This is a genomic window from Enterococcus avium ATCC 14025 (assembly GCF_000406965.1).
GTDB classification, from domain to species: domain Bacteria; phylum Bacillota; class Bacilli; order Lactobacillales; family Enterococcaceae; genus Enterococcus_A; species Enterococcus_A avium.
This window is the reverse complement of record NZ_KE136365.1, coordinates 134,865-156,458: the sequence shown is the minus strand read 5'-3', so window position 1 is coordinate 156,458 and position 21,594 is coordinate 134,865. Positions and strand designations below refer to the sequence as shown.

Annotated in this window: 21 protein-coding genes; 12 read left to right on the top strand and 9 right to left on the bottom strand. The window is 38.8% G+C overall.

All coding sequences use genetic code 11. The features are described 5' to 3' along the window. Nucleotides 1–18: 18 nt before the first annotated feature. The 3 genes from OMU_RS16295 to OMU_RS16285 form a co-directional block, all read right to left on the bottom strand. Nucleotides 19–2,688, bottom strand: a complete 2,670-nt coding sequence (locus OMU_RS16295) for a cation-translocating P-type ATPase (protein ID WP_016180962.1) — start codon at nt 2,686–2,688, stop codon at nt 19–21. A gap of 472 nt (nt 2,689–3,160) precedes the next feature. Then, nucleotides 3,161–4,234 (bottom strand): glutamyl aminopeptidase, encoded by a 1,074-nt coding sequence (gene pepA / locus OMU_RS16290; RefSeq protein ID WP_016180961.1) that lies wholly within the window; start codon nt 4,232–4,234, stop codon nt 3,161–3,163. Between the two features lie 18 nt (nt 4,235–4,252). Next, nucleotides 4,253–4,993: a methyltransferase domain-containing protein gene (locus OMU_RS16285; protein ID WP_016180960.1), complete on the bottom strand. Its 741-nt coding sequence runs from the start codon at nt 4,991–4,993 to the stop codon at nt 4,253–4,255. A 226-nt stretch (nt 4,994–5,219) separates the two neighbouring features. Between OMU_RS16285 and OMU_RS16280 the strand changes: the two genes are divergently transcribed. Continuing rightward, a complete protein-coding gene (locus OMU_RS16280) occupies nt 5,220–5,681 on the top strand; it encodes a GNAT family N-acetyltransferase (protein ID WP_016180959.1) in 462 nt (153 codons plus the stop codon). 111 nt (nt 5,682–5,792) lie between these two features. After that, nucleotides 5,793–6,215 carry a GNAT family N-acetyltransferase gene (locus OMU_RS16275; RefSeq protein WP_016180958.1) on the top strand — a complete coding sequence of 141 codons (423 nt, stop codon included), beginning with the start codon at nt 5,793–5,795 and terminating at the stop codon, nt 6,213–6,215. Nucleotides 6,216–6,239: 24 nt separating this feature from the next. Here OMU_RS16275 and OMU_RS16270 read toward each other — a convergent pair whose 3' ends face one another. Both OMU_RS16270 and OMU_RS16265 read right to left on the bottom strand, forming a co-directional pair. Continuing rightward, nucleotides 6,240–6,938, bottom strand: coding sequence for a DUF554 domain-containing protein (locus OMU_RS16270; RefSeq protein WP_016180957.1), 699 nt, complete (start codon nt 6,936–6,938; stop codon nt 6,240–6,242). A gap of 150 nt (nt 6,939–7,088) precedes the next feature. After that, complete coding sequence (locus OMU_RS16265) at nt 7,089–8,522, bottom strand: amino acid permease (RefSeq protein ID WP_016180956.1); 1,434 nt, start codon at nt 8,520–8,522, stop codon at nt 7,089–7,091. A gap of 309 nt (nt 8,523–8,831) precedes the next feature. On the opposite strand from OMU_RS16265, the gene OMU_RS16260 reads away from it, so the two are divergent. Together OMU_RS16260 and OMU_RS16255 are read left to right on the top strand one after the other, a co-directional pair. Further along, complete coding sequence (locus OMU_RS16260) at nt 8,832–9,419, top strand: ATP-dependent Clp protease proteolytic subunit (protein WP_016180955.1); 588 nt, start codon at nt 8,832–8,834, stop codon at nt 9,417–9,419. A 222-nt stretch (nt 9,420–9,641) separates the two neighbouring features. Beyond that, the gene (locus OMU_RS16255; protein WP_016180954.1) at nt 9,642–11,201 is read left to right on the top strand and encodes a PucR family transcriptional regulator; all 1,560 of its coding nucleotides are present in this window, start codon (nt 9,642–9,644) and stop codon (nt 11,199–11,201) included. Between the two features lie 41 nt (nt 11,202–11,242). Here OMU_RS16255 and OMU_RS16250 read toward each other — a convergent pair whose 3' ends face one another. After that, complete coding sequence (locus tag OMU_RS16250; protein ID WP_016180953.1) at nt 11,243–12,268, bottom strand: threonine aldolase family protein; 1,026 nt, start codon at nt 12,266–12,268, stop codon at nt 11,243–11,245. A gap of 107 nt (nt 12,269–12,375) precedes the next feature. Further along, complete coding sequence (locus OMU_RS16245) at nt 12,376–13,059, bottom strand: metal-dependent hydrolase (RefSeq protein WP_016180952.1); 684 nt, start codon at nt 13,057–13,059, stop codon at nt 12,376–12,378. Between the two features lie 126 nt (nt 13,060–13,185). On the opposite strand from OMU_RS16245, the gene OMU_RS16240 reads away from it, so the two are divergent. Further along, the gene (locus OMU_RS16240; protein WP_016180951.1) at nt 13,186–13,836 is read left to right on the top strand and encodes a B3/B4 domain-containing protein; all 651 of its coding nucleotides are present in this window, start codon (nt 13,186–13,188) and stop codon (nt 13,834–13,836) included. Between the two features lie 28 nt (nt 13,837–13,864). Here OMU_RS16240 and OMU_RS16235 read toward each other — a convergent pair whose 3' ends face one another. Continuing rightward, the gene (locus OMU_RS16235) at nt 13,865–14,341 is read right to left on the bottom strand and encodes a YbaK/EbsC family protein (protein WP_016180950.1); all 477 of its coding nucleotides are present in this window, start codon (nt 14,339–14,341) and stop codon (nt 13,865–13,867) included. A 232-nt stretch (nt 14,342–14,573) separates the two neighbouring features. Between OMU_RS16235 and OMU_RS16230 the strand changes: the two genes are divergently transcribed. From OMU_RS16230 to OMU_RS16210, 5 genes are all read left to right on the top strand, one after another. After that, nucleotides 14,574–15,530 carry a sugar-binding transcriptional regulator gene (locus tag OMU_RS16230; RefSeq protein WP_016180949.1) on the top strand — a complete coding sequence of 319 codons (957 nt, stop codon included), beginning with the start codon at nt 14,574–14,576 and terminating at the stop codon, nt 15,528–15,530. 161 nt (nt 15,531–15,691) lie between these two features. Next, nucleotides 15,692–16,372: a fructose-6-phosphate aldolase gene (locus OMU_RS16225; protein ID WP_016180948.1), complete on the top strand. Its 681-nt coding sequence runs from the start codon at nt 15,692–15,694 to the stop codon at nt 16,370–16,372. A gap of 210 nt (nt 16,373–16,582) precedes the next feature. Beyond that, nucleotides 16,583–16,900, top strand: coding sequence for a DUF1722 domain-containing protein (locus tag OMU_RS16220; RefSeq protein WP_071879929.1), 318 nt, complete (start codon nt 16,583–16,585; stop codon nt 16,898–16,900). Between the two features lie 63 nt (nt 16,901–16,963). Beyond that, complete coding sequence (locus OMU_RS16215) at nt 16,964–17,902, top strand: NADP-dependent oxidoreductase (protein ID WP_016180946.1); 939 nt, start codon at nt 16,964–16,966, stop codon at nt 17,900–17,902. A 152-nt stretch (nt 17,903–18,054) separates the two neighbouring features. Further along, nucleotides 18,055–18,795 (top strand): cyclase family protein, encoded by a 741-nt coding sequence (locus OMU_RS16210; RefSeq protein ID WP_016180945.1) that lies wholly within the window; start codon nt 18,055–18,057, stop codon nt 18,793–18,795. A 17-nt stretch (nt 18,796–18,812) separates the two neighbouring features. Here the strand turns inward: OMU_RS16210 and OMU_RS16205 are convergent, their stop codons facing one another. Next, the gene (locus OMU_RS16205; RefSeq protein WP_016180944.1) at nt 18,813–19,544 is read right to left on the bottom strand and encodes an NADPH-dependent oxidoreductase; all 732 of its coding nucleotides are present in this window, start codon (nt 19,542–19,544) and stop codon (nt 18,813–18,815) included. 378 nt (nt 19,545–19,922) lie between these two features. On the opposite strand from OMU_RS16205, the gene OMU_RS16200 reads away from it, so the two are divergent. After that, on the top strand, nt 19,923–20,192 hold the full coding sequence (locus OMU_RS16200; RefSeq protein WP_016180943.1) for an ACT domain-containing protein: 270 nt from the start codon (nt 19,923–19,925) through the stop codon (nt 20,190–20,192). Between the two features lie 12 nt (nt 20,193–20,204). Next, a complete protein-coding gene (locus tag OMU_RS16195; RefSeq protein WP_016180942.1) occupies nt 20,205–21,548 on the top strand; it encodes a PFL family protein in 1,344 nt (447 codons plus the stop codon). Nucleotides 21,549–21,594: the final 46 nt, after the last annotated feature.

The following is a 21,594-nucleotide window of genomic DNA, read 5'->3' as shown; positions in this document are numbered from 1 at the left end:
TCATGCGGTTGATCTAGCTTAATATTTATTCAATTGTGCCTTTGTTTTTGGTTCTTGAACTTTTATTATGATCATCTTAGTGATTTCCATCAATAAAACTGCTGAAATCGCTAGAACTAGAGCCAAACCAATTTCCTTCAAAGCAAAGGTTGCTGGAATAGCGAAAACTTCTCGTAACCCTGGTAATAATGTCAGACTGAAGAATCCACCACAAACAAGAATTGCCAGCAAAACCATTTTATTGGAGAATAAACCAACTTGTATAGAAGTTTGCGTGTTGGAACGAGCTGCAAAAGTTTGTAGTGTCCGACTTAAAATCAAGGTTGAAAAGGCCATCGCGACTCCCATTTCAGCTGATTGCAGATTTCCGATCCATTGAGCAGTAATCACGGCAATGGCGATCAAAATCCCTCGATAGGTTACAGAAATCAATGTTTTTCCAGTGAAAATCCCGCTATCTGGATCCCGTGGCTGACGCTTCATAATCGTTGGCTCCGCTTTTTCCATGCCTAAAGCAATTGCCGGCAGTGAATCATTTACCAAATTGATAAAAAGTAGCTGCAAAGCGGTAAAGGGATTTGCCCAACCAATTGCTAAGGCAAAGATGATTGCGATGATCGCACCTAAATTCCCAGCAAATAGATAAGCAACAGCCTTTTTGATATTATCAAAAACATTTCGTCCAACTTCGACGGCTTTAATGATTGAAGCAAAGTTGTCATCCGTTAGAACCATCGCGGCAGCATCTTTCGCAACATCTGTTCCGGTTCCCATCGCAATTCCGATATCTGCCTGCTTCAAGGCTGGAGCATCATTGACACCATCGCCAGTCATAGCGGAGATTTTGCCTTTGTCCTGCCAAGCACGGACGATTCGGATTTTGTTTTCTGGTGAGACACGAGCGTAGACCGTGATTTGTTCTAATTGTTCGGCTAACTCAGCTTCACTCAATTGATCCAATTCAGCACCAGTCAATGCAAGATCGCCTTGTTGGAAAATCCCAATTTCTTTCGCAATGGCAACAGCAGTCGTTTTATGGTCACCGGTGATCATCACTGTTTGGATACCGGCAGAGTTGGCATCAGCAACTGCTTGGAAAACTTCTTCCCGCGGCGGGTCGATCATTGCCAGCAATCCGACTAAGATCAGATCTTTTTCATCATCTAACGTTAGCGAATCCGTTGCTACTTCTTTATAAGCAAAGGCCAATACACGTAATGCCCGCTCAGAAAAAGCTTCGTTTTGTTTTTGGAAACGTGCTTTAAGCTCTGGTGTAAAATCGACAACCTGTCCGTCAAGCAACACTTTCGAGCTGCGCTCAAAAACGATATCCGGGCCACCTTTCGTTACCATGGTTTTTTGTTGATCGATCGTGTGAAGTGTTGACATTAATTTACGATCAGAGTCAAAAGGCAGTTCCGCCTGTCGTGGATATTTCTTACGCAAGTCACGATACGATTGGTTTTGTTCTTCGCTATAATCGATCAATGCAATCTCCGTTGGATCGCCTAATTTTGTCCCGTCTTCACTAATCGTTGCATCATTGGCTAGAACGCTAATTTCGATTAAACGTTGTTCATCTGCTTCCCATTGCTTGGGATCATTTGAAAATTCTCCGCTTTGTCCGTCGGCTAAGAAGTGATCAACAACGGTCATTTTATTTTGTGTCAAGGTCCCTGTTTTGTCAGTACAAATAATACTCGTTGAGCCTAGTGTTTCTACCGCAGGCAGCTTACGAATGATCGCATGCTGTTTCGCCATTTTCTTTGTTCCTAATGAAAGAACGATTGTAACGATTGATTGCAGCGCTTCGGGAATTGCCGCTACGGCTACGGCGACAGCGAACATAAAGGCATTGACAATATCTTGCGTCATATCGGCTGAACCATCTAAGAAAACGCGCAATAATTGAACACCTAGGATCACTAAAGATAGAACCAAAATCGCCATACTTAATTTCTTACTGAAACTGTCTAATCCTCGTTGAAGCGGTGTTTTTTGTTCGGTCGTTGATTCTAATAAACCAGCGACTTGACCAATCTCAGTATCATTGCCTGTAGCAGTTACTAAAAATTTCCCGCGACCATAAGTCACGATTGTTCCGCTAAAGACCATGTTGATACGATCACCAATAGGGACATCATTACCAAATGTTTTGATTTCTTTTTCAGCTGGTGTCGATTCACCAGTCAGCATCCCCTCATCAACTTTTAGCGATCCGGCTTCGAGCAATCGCCCGTCAGCTGGCACATAGTCACCAGCTTCTAGAATAACGATATCTCCAGTAACGATTTCTTTAGCCGGAATACTTTGCTCCTGTCCACCACGAAGAACACTAGCATCAGGTGCAGAAAGTTTTTTCAAAGCATCTAATGAGCCCTCAGCCTTTTTTGTTTGGATGACACTTACGACTGAATTAAGTAATAACACAGCAAAAATAACGATTGATTCAATGTGGGCTCCCATAATCATTTGAACAACGGCAACGATCAATAAGACAATCACCATCGCGTCTTTGAAGGTTTCTAAAAATAAAGTTAGCGAGGATTTTTTCTTCGCTTCTTTTAATTGATTTGAACCATTTTCTTGTAATCGCTGTTGAGCTTCTGTTTGGCTCAAACCTTCTGGTGAGGTATTCAAGTCTTTCATTAATCCGTCTGTTTCTTGTTGGTACACGTGTTTTGTCAATTTATAGCCTCCAATAATTTTTATTTCACTTGATTCGTAACTTTTGGCAGTTGATACTGTTCTGTGCGTGTGATTGACTAATCCGTTAATAGTGGCTAGCTCAATATTTACGAAATCCTTTTTCAAAAAACGAAAAAAGGAATTTATTTTCGTACGCATATCATTTTTCTAATCACGCTGAAGCGTGAAGAAAAACTGACAAAAAGAGACCTAAGGCAAGTGTTTAAACTTGTCTTAGGTCTCACCATTTCATACGATACCAGAAAACCATCGCTGGTTAACTTACTGTTGATATCACAACAACAACGTTGCCGGTTACTCCCCTAAGGAGTTATTAATATGTTTAAATCTTAACGGAAATGATTTTTGATTGCAAGAAAAATGCTGGTTTCACTTAATAAAGTCATCAAATAAGTTAGGAAAGCCTTGATAATCTCGATTTATCTGAAGTTATTTAATTTTTCTTAAGCGACTATTTTCCTTTGATGATTGTGTTGATTGTGCTTTCGTCCAAGCCCTTTAAAACGTGGATTAGCATTTCCCGAGCAGCATCAAAATCTGCAATGCTGAACATGGTTTGATGGGTATGAATGTAACGACCACAAACACCAATAACGGTACTTGGGATTCCTTCATTTGCCGTATGAGCAGCGCCGGCATCGGTTCCACCTTTAGAAACAAAGTATTGATAAGGAATATTGTGTGTTTCGGCAGTGTCCAATAGATATTCCCGTAACCGCGGTAATAGGATCATACCGGGATCTTGGATACGTAAAAGCGTCCCTTCGCCTAAGTGGCCAAAAGTCCCATTCGTTGTCACTAGATCATCAGCGGCTGAACAATCAACTGCAAAGAATAAATCTGGCTTGAATTTTGTAACAGCCGGTTTTGCTCCACGTAAGCCGACTTCTTCTTGCACGTTTGCGCCAGCGATCAGCGTATAATCTAGTTCTTCTTTTTGCAGTGCCTCTAAGGCTTCCAAAACGACAGTGCAGCCGTAGCGATTGTCCCAAGCTTTACTGATAATGTTTTTTCCATTCGCGGTTTTGATTGTTTCAGTTTGCGGAACAATCGTGTCGCCTGGAAGAACACCGTAAGCCAAAGCTTCATCCTTTGATTCAAATCCAGCATCAAAAAGAATATCTTCAACTTTAACCTGTCCTTGTCCGTTTGTTCCGCGTAACAAATGTGGGGGCACAGAAGAAGAGATGCATGGATAATTACCTTTGCTAGTTTTTAGAGTAAAGCGTTGAGCAGAAACCACATAAGGATTCCAACCACCTAAAGGCACAACCCTGAATAATCCGCGCGAGGTGATTTCTGTTAACATGAAGCCAACCTCATCCATATGAGCTGCAACCATCACACGTGGTTTGCTTTCATCAGCTTGACGCAGACCAAAAATTCCGCCTAAACCATCTTGCTGCACATCATCTACTAAAGGCGTGATAGCAGTTCGCAGATAGTCGCGAATATCTTCTTCAAAACCGCTCGTTCCTTGCAGTTCCGTTAAATCTTTAATTCGTTGAAACGTTTTTTCTTCCATTAAAAATCCCCCTTGATATTAAAATCCGTTCTCATTATAAGTCTTTGGTACGTGAAAATAAATCAATTCAAAGACGAGTGACTGCTGATTCATTTTTTGTTGTTTGTTCCCAAAGGTTTTCTCGGTGATTTTAGCTAATTCCACTGGAGAAAACTCCCCCAAAAAGTATTCCTGAAAAAAATCACGAGGGACATCTTCAGAATTTGTATACGCAAATTTTTTTGTAAGATATGGAATGTGCAGCTCATTTAAAAATGCTTTATAACGTTCATTCAATAACAAATCAGAGTTTATCTCCTCGTAAGGCGAGAAGAGCTGATCCTCGTCTGTTATAACACGTAAAATCAAACACCAATCATGACTTGCTTGGCAAAAATCGAGTAGCTCTTCTTTTGTTTGTAAAGCAGGATTCATGGCTGAAAAAACAATGCCATAACGCTGTTTATTCTGTGATAAGAAACTTTTTTGATCGTTTTTGATCAACTGAACAGTACTACTAGATTTAGCAGCTGCAAGTTTCAACATTTCCGCTGATAAATCTACAAGATCATATTTTTCTACATATGCTTTTAATGTAGATAAATAACGACCGGAACCTCCAGCAAGATCCAAAAAAGTTTGGCAGGGAAGGAGATTTTCTGCTAGTAAAAAATCTCGCAGCTCTTCAGCAATGGGAAATATTGATTCTTGTTGAATCGCTTCATATTCTTCGGCAAACTCATCCCAAAATGTTTCAAGCTCATTCAGATAATCAGTCATAATAAATCCTCTTTCTAAGTGTTAATTGACTTCAGTATACACCTCGTTGATGGATAAATTCACGAAATTGTGCCAATAAAACAGATAGTATGTTTAATGAACAGAAAATTACGAAGATTTTTGTTATTGGAAAAGCAGAAACTGTTCAATTACATTTGAAAAAAAACTAAGCAGTCCATTATAATTGAAGTATTGTATTAAATAAGGGTTAGGGGAGGACGATTTTATGGTGGCTATTAAAATTATTGAATGGGAAGATAAGTATGCCGAACAGTTTAAACGACTTTCATTGGAGTGGTTGGAAAAATATGTTTCTGTTGAACCAGCAGACTTAGAAATCATAAATAATCCCCATAGGAGTATTTTAGACAATGGTGGAATGATCTTCTTTGCCCTTTGTGATGGTCTAATCGTTGGAACTGTTGCTATGATAAGACAGAAAGATGGGAGCTTCGAACTAGCCAAATTAGCCGTAACGGAAGGCTATAAAGGTTTAAAAATCGGAAATCTGCTGATGGAGAAATCTTTGGAATTTGCAAGTCAAAGAAAAGCAATTACTGTTTTTCTATATACAAATCGAAGGTTATTGCCAGCGATTAACCTTTACGAAAAGTTTGGTTTTAAAGAGGTACCAGTAGCTCAAAATAAATATATCGAAGCAGATATGAAGATGGAACTAAAATTTTAAGCTGTTTATTTCATTTCTTTTGATTGAATTCCACAGGGGTTTAAAGCATGAATGAGTTAGAGAAATGTAAATAGTGTATTGAAATGTTTCGTTGGAAAGGAGGACTCCTCAATGAAGATCCAAGCTGTTACTAAGGGTGAGGTTACAGATAGATTATTAGAAATATTGGATCAGCAGCAGGTTGATTTTTTTGCATCGGAACCTGAACCCGATGCGTCTGAATGGGCTTTTTGTGCGAAGGAGGATAAGCATATAGTTGGTGGAATCACAGCGAAAAAGCAATATCAGACAATGCACATTTCATTATTAGCTGTTGATCCAGCTTATCGTAAAGACGGTATAGGTAGTCAATTGTTGGCTAAAATGGAACAAGTAGCTTTAAAACACCAAGTTACGACGATTACTTTAACGACAAAAGCTTATCAAGCATTAGGCTTCTATTTAAAGCAAGGGTATGAGGTGTTTGGCGAACTGGAAGATGTTCCGATGATAGGCACAACAAAATATTATCTGGTAAAAAAAATAAGCAGATGAAGGAAAGCTCCCTTCATCTGCTTATTAAAAGTAATAATACTGTACGACCATAATAGCTATCAAAACGAGAATACCTGGCAAATAGTTAGAGACACGAATCTTGGTCAGTTTCATGACGTTTAAGCCAATGGCTAAGATCATCAAACCGCCGATTGCACTGATTTCATTCATTAGACTATCTAGCAGCTCTGTAGGTAAATAACGAACAATGACGCTAGCAAAAATCGTGATAGCGCCTTGATAAATCAAAACTGGAAATGCCGAGAACAGAACACCGATGCCCAGTGAAGCAGTCAGCATGATGGACATGAAGCCATCCATTACCGCTTTAGTAAATAGGGTCTGGTGGTTACCGGTAACGCCACTTTCGATAGCTCCAATAATCCCCATTGAGCCAATGACATAAATCAAAGTTGCAGTGACAAAGCCCTCTGCGAAGTTGCTATTGCCCCGAGCAAAACGATTTTCAAGAAAAAGTCCTAAGCGTGTCATGGAGTCTTCGATTTTTAGAAATTCGCCGATCATTCCCCCAAGGCAAATACTGATGATGATAATGATAAAAGAACTTGCTTGTAACGACATTTGAATGGCCAATGCAACAACCCCTAAAGAAATCCCTTTTGTTACTGTATCTTTCGTTTGTTCCGTAATATTTCGTAAAATGATACCAGAAAAACTTCCAGCCATAATCGCAAGGCAATTTACCAATGACCCCAACAACATACTATTCACCCGTTTCTATGATTTCGATTAAAAAATAATTAATTCTTATTTAGACATCATCTTACCATGAGTGGGATTTTTTTTGAATAGTAAAAAAAACTGTACACCACTTCCTTAAAAGAAAGTGGTGTATAGTCTGATAGCTAGATATTATGTCGTTTTTTCTCGTTCACGTTTAGCTAAGGTTGGCATAATGAAGCCCAAACCAATCAGCACAGCGATTCCAACAATATTGATAATTAGTTCGTGCCAAAACAGGCTTGAACCATAAGGGGCATCCTGTGGTAAAACACCGAATAAAGTAGCGATAATAGTAACAACTAAACACCAGCCGCCAACAAACACGGCCATTCGATCATTCTTAATGAAGACATAGTCTGATTGAAATTTTTGACTATCTAGACGAATCCGAATAAAGGCATAGAAAATCCAGCAAGTTACACCTGGCGAAATGATGCCGTTAAGATTCAATAACCAATTGAAAATGTCATTCATTTCAGGTAAGAAAACGCCCAATAATAGAATAAACGCACTTAAGGCTGTGGTTAAAATGTAGCCGTTGATTGGTAAGCCTTCAGCGTTCAATTTCGTTAATTTTTTTGGCATGAATTGTTTACCAGTATCAGAAATCAGCATACGCGTCATAGCATCTAGTAAGACGGCTAGCAACGCACACATATAAATAATTTGTGTAACGGCAAAAATATACATCAGAGTATTGCCTAAATGGAAGAACTCTCCCAAACGCTGAAAGGCATAATAAGAGCCATTCATCTTTAAGTTATCTGGCAGGTGATGCGCATTGAAGAAGACGCCTAATGAGAAAGAACCAAAAACTGTTAAGAAAATTGTCATCACGGTCAACATAATCATGGCTTTGGGAAATTCTCGTTGCGGTTTACGCATCCGCGTGACAAATGGAGCAACCAGTTCGGCTCCGTTAATGGCATAGATTAAAAGACCAATCGTAGTCAAATAATGAAGATCAAACTTCGGTATGACAGCTCCAAGATTCATTGGCTGCGTTTCAATGTGTCCATTGGGCATAAACAATGAAGCGAACGTCATGAAGACGAATAAGATTGCCATGATGAACATGGCGCCGCCACCTAATGTGCTCAATACTTCTAGTGATTTTTTAAAATGACGTTGCAAGAAAATAAAAGCTAGGAAAACACAGAAGGTTAATAAGGCAAACATCGAATTAGACATTTTGTCTTCCATTGAATCATTTCCATTGATCAACCAACCAAAGCCGACAACAACGGCATTGGCAGTATCAACTACATAAGGAATTGACGCTGCCCAGTAGGTCCAGGCAGTGAAATAACCTAAACGATCACCGCTGGTTCCTCGAACCCACGAGGTCAGACCGCCGCCTTCATGATTAAAAACAGAACCCAATTGGCCAACCATTAAAGAATAGGGAATCACGTATAATAGCAGTAAAATTATCCAAGAAGTGATCACACCTAATCCTTGATTAGCAAAATTATAAATAATATCATCAAAGCCGATGACTGTAACAAATGACATCATGGCAAGTACAGGCCATGAGATAAAGCTTTTCTTTTCCTCAATCATACAAATTGCTCCTATTTCTATTAAGGTCTTAATTTTTTTAACTTACTGAAATATGAGAAAGGTTATCTCTCTGGAGACAGTGATGGTGATGGAGGCTTATTCCGATAGGTCACGAAAATCCCCTTTCTATTCACAAAATACGATTTATCATCCCATAGATAATAGAATTTCGCTACTAATAACTATTTTTTCATTCATAGTTTAGCATAGAAACCTTATTGGTACAGAATATCATTGATTATAGGCTTATTCTGTTCATTCCTCTTCTTTTTAGCTATACTGGTTTTAGAAGAAAAGGAGGACGTTCATATGAATGAATTTTTAGCCGAGGAAGAATTGGAGAAATCGGAAGAAAAAAATCCGATGATGTTAAAATTATTGAAGCAGCGCACGATATTGATTTACGGAGAAATTAACCAGGACTTGGCGAAGTCCGTGACAGAGCAATTGCTTTATCTATCTGCTGTCAGTGATGATCCCATCACGATGTTTATCAACAGTCAAGGCGGTCATGTGGAATCTGGTGATACGATCCATGACGTCATCCGTTTCATTAAGCCGAAAGTGAAAATGATTGGGACTGGTTGGGTTGCAAGTGCGGGAATTACAATCTATTTGGCTGCAGACAAAAAGGATCGCTATAGTCTGCCAAATACACGATATATGATCCATCAGCCAGCAGGTGGTGTACAAGGTCAATCAACTGAAATCCAGATCGAGGCAAAAGAAATTTTACGTATGCGTAAACGTGTAAACAAATTGATTGCCAAAGCAACTGGTCAAACATTGGAGCAAATCGAAAAAGATACAGATCGTAATTTTTGGCTGTCAGCCGAAGAAGCAAAAGATTACGGAATTGTTGGGAAAATTATAGAATCTGACTCTGCAGTAAAATAAGAGAAGATATATTTTTCGAGGTAGGCGAAAGCCTATCTTTTTTTGTCCCATTTCCTATATAACTGCTTCTAACATCATATGATTAAAGAGATTTTATAATTTTTGAATAAAAATGGATAGACAATAAAAAGTGAATCTGATAATGTTAGAAGAAAAATAAAATTTGATGTGAAAATTTTAACGATATTAATTTTACTTTGATAGGAATAAGGAGGAATAAATGTGGGTGCTAAATTAAAAGAGTTGTTAGGGCTGCCATCTTTACGTGAAGCTCAGTTAATGAGTGGACAAAATTGCTTAAATCAAACGGTCACATCCTTATCTTTCTTGGATATTTCAGATATGGATGATTATGTTACTTTGCTTGAGACAAATGAATACCATTCTGGCGAGTTAGCACTGACTTCTTTTTTCAGCATCAAAGACGACATAGAAAAGCAATGTGAAACAATTCGGCGGTTACATAAAATGGGTGTGCTGGGGATCGTCCTCTATTACGTAGGGATCGTAGTTCCAAAATTATCATCAGAAGTGATCCAAACAGCAGAAGATCTAGATTTTGTGATTATTCAAATGCCGAAAAATCAAAATCAGCTTCGCTATAGTGAAGTCATCGTAGAAGTGATGACAGCAATTCTTGAGAGTCGCCCGACAGAAAATATTGTAAACGAGGTTTTGGAGAAGGCCTCATTATTGCCAGACCATTTGCGAACAGTCGAGGTGACATTGAGATTGCTTTCTGACTTACTACGGACGAATATCATTTTGACTAATCCTGATAATGAGGTGATTAATCAGGTCAAATGGCCGCGTAATTCTTCTGTTGATCTAGAGCAACTGTTACGTCGAGTCGTAGTGGAGGATGATAAACAGGTTCAAAAAAATGATTTCGCGATTTTTTACAAAGAGCTTTATCACAAAGAAAACGGTCTTCTGCGATTCTATTTAATAAAGGAGAACGAGTTATTGACGGAGGTTGAATGCAATCAATCCGTTGAATTGCTGCAGGTGGCGATGAATTTTTGGGGAAAGAAGCATGGAGAAATCAGTGAGTATGCTTTAGTGCAGGCAATTTTGAGTGATGAAAGCGAAAAAATGTATCGTCTGGCTAATCATTTGAAGATTGATGTTAAGGGAATCGGTTTGATGTGGCTCCTACAGTTGAACGATTTGAGAGAAGAAAAGAAATTAAGACAGGATATTCTAGATTACGCCTCAAAATTTTATAAGACCTGTGTTGCTCAATTAATGGATGATCAATTGATCGTACTATTAGGAAATTATTGTCATAATGATTCTGAGCTAGAGCTAGGGGAGTCTTATCTGCGGACAAGTCCTTATCAAGAAATGATTGACAGTATCGTTTTGTGTCCACGTTTGCGCAACACCATGGATGTAAGAACGACCTATCAGTTAGTCAATAAAGTTGCGTTACAATTGCCAAAACTATTTCATGGGAAAAAGAGCTTTTCTATCAGTGAGATCCGGCAAGTGGCGAATGCGAGTAAGCTGATTCAATCGGGTGAAGCAGAAGTGGAAGAGACACTGAGCGTATTATCGCCGATTATGGATAGCAAGGAACAGCTGATGACGTTGTGCAGTTTTTTATTAGATGCTGGAGCCGATTTTCAAATTTGCAGCGAACAGCTGTTTATTCACAAAAATACAGTGAAGTATCGAATTAAAAAAATTAGTGAAGCATTAGGTTATAACGTTATGCGTTTTTCAGAGAGTTATGAATGTTACATCGCTTGTTTGACCTACCGTTTAATCAGTTTATAATTTTTAAACTGAAGGTGGCTCGGAATTCCGAGCCGCCTTTTTCATAATAATGCCAATAAAGCATCAATATCTTTTTCCTTCGTTGCCCAACTAGTTGCAAAACGAATCACTGTATGGGTATCATCATATTTTTCCCAAAAGCTAAAAGCGACTGCTTTTTTTAGTTCCGCCATTTGTTCATTTTCCAGAATAACGAATTGCTGATTTGTAGGTGATTCTAAATAAAAACGGTAATTCTTTTCAGCCAATCCTTGCTTCAATCGCATTGCCATCGCGATAGCGTGTTGACTAATCTCGAAATACAGTTGGTCAGTGAATAAGGTATCAAATTGCAACCCAAGCAATCGACCTTTGGCCAATAATGCTCCTTGTTGCTTCATATGGGCAACAAAGTATTCAGGTACGTTGTTTTTCGTAAAAACAATGGCTTCGCCTAATAAGGCCCCAACTTTAGTACCTCCGATGTAAAAGACATCACAATACTCTGCAATTAACGGCAACGTCAAATCAGATTCTGGACTAGCTAAACCGTAGCCCAATCGAGCCCCATCTAAGAATAAGGGGATTTGGTATTCGCGGCAGACATCAGAAATATTTTTTAATTCTTGTTTGGAATACAGCGTGCCATACTCGGTTGGGTGGGAGAGATAGACCATTCCTGGGAAAACCATGAATTCTTTATTATCATCTGACCAAAATTGTTCAAGATAAGCACGGATTTGTTGTGCTGAAATCTTGCCATTGGTTGGAGTTAAACTCAAAACCTTGTGTCCAGAAAACTCGATTGCGCCTGTCTCATGTGTAGCGATGTGGCCTGTTTCAGCAGCAATAACACCTTCAATTTTTTTTAACAGAGAGGCGATCACTAAAGCATTAGTCATTGTGCCACCAGAGATGAAAAAGACATCGGCATCAGGGCAATGACATGCTTGACGAATTTTGTTAATAGCGGAGGCTGAATATTTATCTCGTCCATACCCGCTCAATTTTTCCTCATTTGTTTCTAGCATGCGTTGCAGGATTTTTTCGTGCGCCCCTTCTAAATAATCACTTTCAAAATTTAACATAGTGTACCCCTTTCATTTAAAATAGTTCTCTTTTATTGTAGCAGATTGACAGAGTGTAGAAATGATAAAAAGACATGCGGCAAAATTGCTCACATGTCTCAATTTAATTAAAGAGTAATCGTTTCTCCAACAGCCATAACCTTACCGACATTTTCTGGTAATAGCTTGATAAAAGCTTCAGGATCTTGTTTGATGAGCGGGAAGGTATTGAAATGAATCGGTACAACCTTTTTTGCCCTTAAACGTTTCGCAGCATTAGCCGCTTCAGATGGTCCCATCGTGAAATTATCTCCAATTGGTAAAAAGGCGATATCGATATCAAAGGCCTCACCAAAAAGTGACATATCCCCGAAATTTGAGGTGTCTCCAGCATGATAGATTGTTTTACCTTCTGTCTGAAAAATAAAACCAGCCGGTTCACCCATATAAATCATTTGTCCATCTACTTCATATCCCGAGCTATGTTGAGCATGGACCATTTTTACTCGCCCAAAGGGAAAATCAAATTTTCCACCGATATTCATACCATGAGTCTTATTCACGCCATTTTTTTCTGCAAAACTGCAGATTTCAACGTTACTAATAACTGTGGCATCATTGTGTTTCGCAATTGGAATCATATCTCCGATGTGATCGCTATGTCCATGGGTGATCAAGAGCCAATCCGTTTCTACTTCATTTGTCTTTAAGTCTGTCAAAGAATTTCCTGTAATAAAAGGGTCAAACAACAATTTTTGTCCGTCTTCTGTAATGATCGATAGAACGGAGTGACCATGATAAGTGATTTTCATAGTGTATCCCTCTCTTTCTATAAAGCTATTATATCGAAGCTACACAATAATAAGTAAGCTTTTGCTTTCGTTTGAAATCGTTTAAAATAGGAGAAAAGCAAATCAGAAACTAACGGAGGGAAGAAGATGAAATTAGCGATTGATCCAAAAGTGAAAGAACAAGGTGTATCACTAGCTTATAGTGTTATCGAGTTTAAAAATGAAGCACACAACGAGAAAATTTGGCAGGAAATGTTGAATCCTTTATTAAAAAGTATTGAATCAACTGACACATTAGATACTATTAAAGAAAATCCGCAGATTATCACAACAAAAAAAGTTTATAAACTGTTAGGAAAAGACCCTGCTCGTTTTAGACCGTCTTCTGATAGTTTATGGCGGCGGATTGTTCAGCAAAAAGGACTGTACCAGATTAATGCACTCGTTGATCTGAATAACTATTTTTCATTAAAATGGAAACTGCCATTTGGGGCCTACGATCTAGAAAAAATCACAGAACCAATTCAATTGACCGTGGGACAAGCAGGCGCACGTTATACAGGGATTGGAAAAAAATCCGTCAATATTGAAAATCTTTTGGTGTTAGCGGACGATGCCGGACCATTCGGTAGCCCAACATCTGATTCGACACGCGGGATGATTGCTGAGGAAACAACACGTGCATTATTGGTTGGGTACCAATTTGAGGATGAAACGGTTATTGATCAAGCAGAAGTCAGATCTATTCTGGAAAGATATTTGGCTGACTGTCGAATCATTGAACAAGGGGTTATATAAAAAACGAGGCAAAAATCTGCCTCGTTGTCTATTCCCAATTTTTACAAACATCGATCCATTGCTTGAACTGTGTATATTTTTCTAATTCAGGTATGGTCAGTTCGATGGCATTATTTGAACTACCGCAAGCAGGATAAACACTTTCGAAGCGCTTTAAGGAATCATCAAGAAAAACATCGATACCATCATTGATTCCAAAAGGACAAACACCGCCGACTGGGTGTCCAATGGTTGATTCTACCTTCTCTGCCTTCAACATTAGAGCACGTTCACCAAAAGTAGCTTTGAATTTTGCATTGTCGATCTTTGCATCACCGGCAGTAACAATCAAAATACTTTTATCCGCTCTTTTTAGTTTAAAGGACAGAGTTTTTGCGATGCGTTCAGGAGCACAATTTAGAGCTTGGGCCGCTAGTTCAACCGTTGCACTAGAGACAGGGAATTCTTGAATCCGGTCAGCCATTCCATAGTGTGAGAAGTACTCTTTTACAGCTTCAACTGACATATATTTTCCTCCTTATTTATTTAAAAGCAATAAAATTTTTCTCAAGAGAGAAATTAGGTGGATCTGAATGTCGAAATTCTTTTTAGCTAAATATTCTGCGAAGAGTTGACATTCTTAATGTGATCATTTCATCTGTACGTTTATTTAATTAATAATGATACACGCTTTATCGGACGTAGTAAATAATATTTTGTTAGAATAGGAAAAGAGGTTCTCATAGGAGGAATCGAATATGAAAGAGGATAAAAAGAAGCTGCTAGCTAAGATTGCCTATATGTATTATGAACAAGAAATGACACAGGCTCAGATTGCTAAAGAGTTGGATATCTATCGTACAACGGTTAGCCGCATGTTGAGTCAAGCGAAAGCAGAAGGAATTGTAGAGATCAAGATTAATCATTTTGATGCGAGTCTGTTTGAGTTAGAAGAGCAGTTAAAACATGCCTTTAATCTGACTGCCGTTGAAATAGTCCCAAATGAAAGTGACAACAGTGAAGAGGCTAAAGAAGAGCAGTTAGCTGAAGCAGCCGGTGCTTGGATTCGTCGTCATTTATCGGATGATATGGTGATTGGCTTGTCTTGGGGTGCCAGCGTTGGAAGAGCAGTGAACAGGATTGATCCAAAGCAATTGTCAAATGTTTCTGTCGTTCCGATAGTCGGTGGACCAAGTCATATTAATTCGCGCTATCATGTGAATACACTGGTCTATGAGTTGGCCCGCAAATTGAATGGACAAAGCTTATTTGTAAATGCCACAGTTATTCAAGAAACAAAAGAACTAGCAGAAGGAATCTTCAATTCGAAATATTTCCACGATCTAAAAGAATATTGGAAACGACTCGATTTAGTCATTGTAGGTGTTGGTGGACCTTTAAGCTATCATAAAAGTCAGTGGCGAGATTTGCTATCGCAGGCAGATTATGAGGAGTTAAAATTACGTGAAGCAGTAGGAGATTGTTGTTGTCGTTTCTATGACGGCTACGGAAAGCTTTTGAATGGACCTTTAAATCAACGAACAATAGGCTTGTCATTAGCTGAGCTAGCTAGGGTTCCTCAAACAGTGGGAATTGCTCGCGGCGTTTCGAAGGCTCGTTCAATCGCTCCATTGCTGGAAAAAGGGTACCTTAAAACATTGATTACCGATCAAGAGACGGCCCAAGAGATTTTACGGCTGAATCAACGAAAGTAGTTTATTAATTACAAAATGCACATTTGTGCGATTCACTTAAGAAATTTATCTGCGGAAGGCTTGCGTAAAAGCTTTCCGCATTTTTTGTAATGAGAAGGCACAAATCTTTTTTTGAAGGTGCTATGCTAGTTCTATACAAAAAAGTAAGGGAGTTTTCAAAGATGGAATTTATGTTAGATACAGCCAATCTTGCTGATATTAAGAAATTTGCGGATTTTTTACCGATTGCGGGAGTCACTTCGAATCCTTCAATTGTTAAAAAAGAAGGAAAAATAGATTTTTTCCACCACATGAAAGAAATTCGCGGCATCATTGGAGAACACCGTTCATTACATGTACAAGTAGTGGCAACAGACTATGAAGGAATTATCAAAGATGCTGAAACGATCTTAGCAAACATTGATCAAAAGGTATTCATCAAGATTCCGGTCAATGAACCCGGCTTGAAGGCGATCAAAGAATTAAAACGCCGCGGTGTTAACGTCACTGCAACAGCTATCTATACGAAGTTTCAGGCTTATCTTGCAATCGCAGCTGGTGCGGATTATATCGCACCGTATTTTAATCGGATGGAAAACTTGAATATCGATCCACGGGAAGCTATTTTCGAAATGGCAGAAGAAATCGCTCGAACAAAGAGTGAAACAAAAATATTGGCAGCTAGTTTCAAGAATGTTGGTCAAGTAAATGCCGCCTTGGAAAATGGCAGTCAAGCAGCCACAATGGGTGTTGATATTATTCAACAAGCGTTAGCAATGCCATCAATTGCCCAAGCAGTGACTGATTTTACAGGAGATTGGGAGGCAATTTTCGGAGAAGGAACAACAGTTGCTGATTTATAACAAAAACACAAAAATATTTTTATGACTGTAGATGAGGTCTACAGTCTTTTTTTTGAAAAATGAATGCTCTATTTCGAGATAGAGATACATGATTAGACGAATCAGCAAGCTTTTCTCTTCAAAAATCAGATTATCAGATGTTAAGCTGAAGAGGAGGTGGGAACAATGCATGAGCTTCAGAAAGAATGGGCACAATGAAAGTATTTTGTCATGGCACGGTCGCAAAAGGAGTATTTAGTATTGCGACAGCTTTTTTCCGGCAATCAGTGGTCAGAGAAGAAAACTGAGCAATTTTATCAGCATTTGGCTGAGGTGAAAAAGTTGCCTATTAATTTAAATGCTCAAAGAAATGCTTACGAACATGTTTGGGGGTATTTCAAAAAAGTAGCTACGATAGAAGAAAAACAACACTTTTTTACATTGCTAAATCAGATGACAGAAACTAACAATGACGCATTGTCTTATTTGAAAAAGTTAGCGCAAAAGTATCAAACGAATTATCTTTTAGAATCTCATTTATTTGATTAAAGCAAATCGTTTCCGAATTTCTAACAGGACTTTTATAATGGAAGGATATGGAGGGATGTATGAATGGAAACACGTGCAATTGTAATAGAAGAATACGGTCATGCAGATCAATTAAAAGAAAGTAACGTAGCATTACCTGAGCTAGGTGAACACCAAGTTTTGGTTAAAATAAAGGCTACGTCAGTTAACCCAATCGATTGGAAATTACGAGAAGGTTATTTAGCACAAATGATGCCTTGGGATTTTCCAATCATTTTAGGATGGGATGTCGCTGGCGAAATTGTAGAGATTGGTTCAGCAGTAAAAGATTGGCAAGTTGGTCAAGAAATTTTTTCTCGTCCAGAGACCACTCGTTTTGGTACATATGCGGACTACACAATTGTGGATGATCATTTGTTAGCACGCAAACCTGAAGGGGCTTCTTTTGAAGATGCTGCCGCAGTGCCTTTAGCAGGATTAACAGCTTATCAAGCATTGTTCACTCACGGAAAACTAAAAGCAGGTGAAAAGGTCTTGATTCACGCAGGTGCGGGTGGAGTAGGCATTTACGCTGTTCAATTAGCGAAGAATATTGGTGCAACAGTAATCACTACAGCAAGCAAAAAAAATCACGCACTATTAAAAGAACTAGGAGCCGATCAAGTAATCGATTATCATACGACTGATTTTTCAGAGGTTTTAGAAGATATTGATCTAGTTTTTGATACAATGGGCGGCGATGTTCAAAGAGACAGCTTTAAAGTATTGAATGAAAATGGCCGTTTAATCTCAATCGTCAGTCAACCAGATGAAGAGTTAGCTAAAAACGTTGCTGTAGCAGAAAGCATCTGGCTTCAACCGGATGGCAAGCAATTACAAGAGATAGCAGATTTAATGACTGAAGGAAAAGTGAAAAGTGTCGTTGGACATACTTATCCTCTAACGGCAGAGGGTGTGAAAAAAGCACATGAATTAAGCGAGACTCACCATGCTAAAGGAAAAATTGTCTTAGTCAATGAATAGTTAAGAAGCTGTACCTAAACTTGGTGCAGCTTTTTTTCTATAACGTTTTTAAAATCGTAGGTTCAGTAATTGAAGATAAATAGTAATTTGACAGCGAATTTATTTATCGGTATCGTTAAGATAAAAATGAAAGCGATTTAAGGAGGAGTAATATGAATGAAATTGTGAATAGTGTACACTTTTTAAAACAACAAAAATGGGTGGATTTAAGTCATAGCATATATGGTGGTATTCCTTATTTTCAATCATTTCAGCCAATGCAGGAAAAAACACTAGTTACAGTCAAAAATGATGGATTTTTTGCTAAAGAGTATCAATTAGTGACACAATATGGAACTCATATTGATGCTCCAGTGCATTTCGTAGAAGATCGTGTGGCGGTGGATCAGTTACCAATCAAAGATTTTTTATTGCCTTTAATAGTTATCAACAAAGAAAAAGAAGTTGCAGAAAATCCTGATTATTCTCTGACGGTGGAAGATATTCTTACTTTTGAAGAAGAGCATGGAAACATTCCAGCAGAAAGCTTTGTCGCATTTGCCAGTGGCTGGTCTAAACGCTGGGAGGATTTGGAGGCATTCTATAATGTCGATCAAGAAGGGCAGGCCCACACGCCAGGTTGGTCCTTGGAGGCCTTAAAATTCTTACATGAAGAACGACAAGTTACAGCGATAGGTCATGAGACACTGGATACTGATTCAGCAGTGAATTGTACCCGAAATGGGGGACTAATTGGAGAGCTGTACTGGCTACAGCAGGACAAATTTCAAGTGGAGGTCTTAAATCGGTTGACGGAGCTTCCACCAGTTGGCGGCGCTATCTCGATTGGTGTACCAAAAGTCAAAGATGCTCCAGGGTTTAATGTTCGTGCGATTGCTATCATTCCAGCATGAAAAAAGCAAGGTTTCGTTTAAAAAACGAAGCCTTGTTTTTTTAGAAATTCAACAGTATTTTGACGTCTTGGATACTCAAAATGTTGTCGAACTTTTTCTGACCAGTTAGTGCTCTGAACATTCGTGCTTCGAGCTTGATAATAGTCAGCAGTTTTTTCATCATAAGCATTGATCATCTCGGCTGTTAATGATTGGTAGGTATTGGTTCCAAGTATAGTATTGAGTGGCAGTCTTGGTTTTACCTCATTTTTTTTAACTGGATAGCCGACAAACATACCAAATACTGGATAAGTTAACTCAGGGAGTTCAAGAATATCCTTCATCTGAAATAAGTTATTCCGAATACCACCGACATAACAAATTCCTAGACTAACCGATTCAGCATAAATTGCCATCGATTGTGCAGCTAAGGTTGCGTCAACGATTGAAACCACTAATGACTCCATTGTGCGCAAGTGTTCCATAGAGTCGTTGTTCATAGCTAAGACTTGTGCGTGTTTATTTAAATCTGCAACAAAAATGTAAAGAGCGCCTTTTTCCCCATTATCAACAGGAAAATTTGCGATTTGTTCAATCTTTTTTCTTTTTTTAGCTTCGGTAATTTCAATTATCGAGAAGGCTTGTAAAAAGTTAGAGCTGCTGGCACTTTGGGCGGATAAGATTAACTGTTCTCTTAGTTCGTCAGTTAGTTTTTGCTGGGTGAAGGACCGTACTGATGTGTGTTGGAGCATTGTTTCAAAAAGTTCCATTAAGAAACCTCCTCTTTTTATAGTAATTTACTCGTCAAACTGAATATATCACAGGGAAAAGACAATAGGAAGTAAAGCGATATTGGAGAGCTTGTGGGTATGCACAAGCAGCCAACAGAAAAATCAAACTATTTTCGAAGAGAAGATATGTGATTCTACTTAACCTGTTGAAGCAAGAAGATGAACTGACAAAGCGTAAAGAAAAAATCAAACTATCTTTGGACGCATACGATTCTACTAATCGCACTAAAAATACGAAGCGAAACTCGCAAAATCCGAACATTTTGATAAAAAGGTTTGATTTAATTCATAAAAATCTCATCGTTTTGTCATCACTGTGCTATAATGAGAAACAATTATCTGAAGGGAGTTATGCAAATGCGTGGCGTAGTAACGGTTATTGGAAAGGACAAGGTTGGTATCGTAGCCGGTACCAGTCAAAAATTAGCGGAATTAAAAATTAATATTCTTGATGTTTCTCAAACAATTATGGGAGATTATTTTACCATGATGATGTTAGTGGACTTGACCAATGCTACAGCAGATTTTGAAGGAGCACGTGAACAGCTTCATGAACTAGGGAAAAACTTAGGCGTGAAGATTAGTATTCAAAATCAAGAAATTTTTGACACGATGCATAAATTATAGGGAGGACTCTTTGTGGAAATCAATCAAATAATGGAAACGATTCGAATGATCGAAGAAGAAAATTTAGATATTCGAACGATTACCATGGGGATATCATTGCTAGATTGTATTAATAGCGACAGTGATCGCGCCTGTGAAAAGATTTATAACAAAATTACTACGAAAGCAAAAGACTTGGTTAAAGTTGGTGAGTCGATTGAAGCTGAATATGGTATTCCTATCATTAACAAACGTATCTCTGTTACACCGATTGGAATTATTGCAGCGGCGACTCCCGATACAGACTATGTAAAATTTGCTAAAATATTAGATAAAGCAGCGAAAGACGTGGGCGTTAACTTCTTAGGCGGTTTCTCAGCCTTAGTTGAAAAGGGCTATCAGCATGGAGACAGAATTCTAATCGATTCAATTCCTCAAGCGTTAGCAGAAACAGATTTTGTCTGTGCTTCAGTTAATATCGGTTCAACAAGAGCGGGAATTAACATGGATGCTGTTGCACATACAGGAAGAATTGTTAAAGAGACAGCAGCAGCTTCTGATCTCGGCTGTGCGAAATTAGTAATTTTTGCCAATGCAGTGGAAGACAACCCGTTCATGGCTGGTGCCTTTCATGGCGTAGGTGAAGCAGATTGTGTGATCAATGTTGGCGTCAGCGGCCCAGGAGTTGTGAAGCGTGCATTAGAAAAAGTCAAAGGTGAATCTTTTGATGTTGTCGCGGAAACGGTGAAGCAAACAGCTTTCAAAATCACACGCATGGGACAACTGGTCGGGAAGATTGCGTCAGAACGATTGAATGTACCTTTTGGAATCGTGGACTTATCATTAGCACCGACACCAGCAGTGGGTGATTCAGTGGCTCATGTGCTGGAAGAAATGGGCTTAGAAACAGTCGGAACTCATGGAACGACAGCAGCATTGGCTTTATTAAATGATGCAGTGAAAAAAGGCGGTGTCATGGCATGTAATCATGTTGGTGGATTATCTGGTGCATTCATTCCTGTTTCAGAAGATGCCGGGATGATTGATGCGGTGAATAATGGTTCTTTATCGATTGAAAAACTAGAAGCTATGACGGCGATTTGTTCGGTAGGTTTAGATATGATCGCAATTCCTGGCGATACACCAGCTAGTACCATTGGGGCAATGATCGCAGACGAAGCGGCAATAGGTGTGATCAATCATAAAACTACCGCTGTTCGGATCATTCCAGCGAAAGATAAAAAAATTGGTGATATGGTTGAATTTGGCGGTTTGCTGGGTAGAGCACCAGTTATGGCTGTTAATGCAGCTGGCTCTGATGATTTCATCGCTCGCGGTGGACGAATTCCAGCTCCGATTCACTCATTTAAGAACTAAATTTAATAGAAGTGATTGTTAAGAGAACGCTGCAAGAGTGGAAACT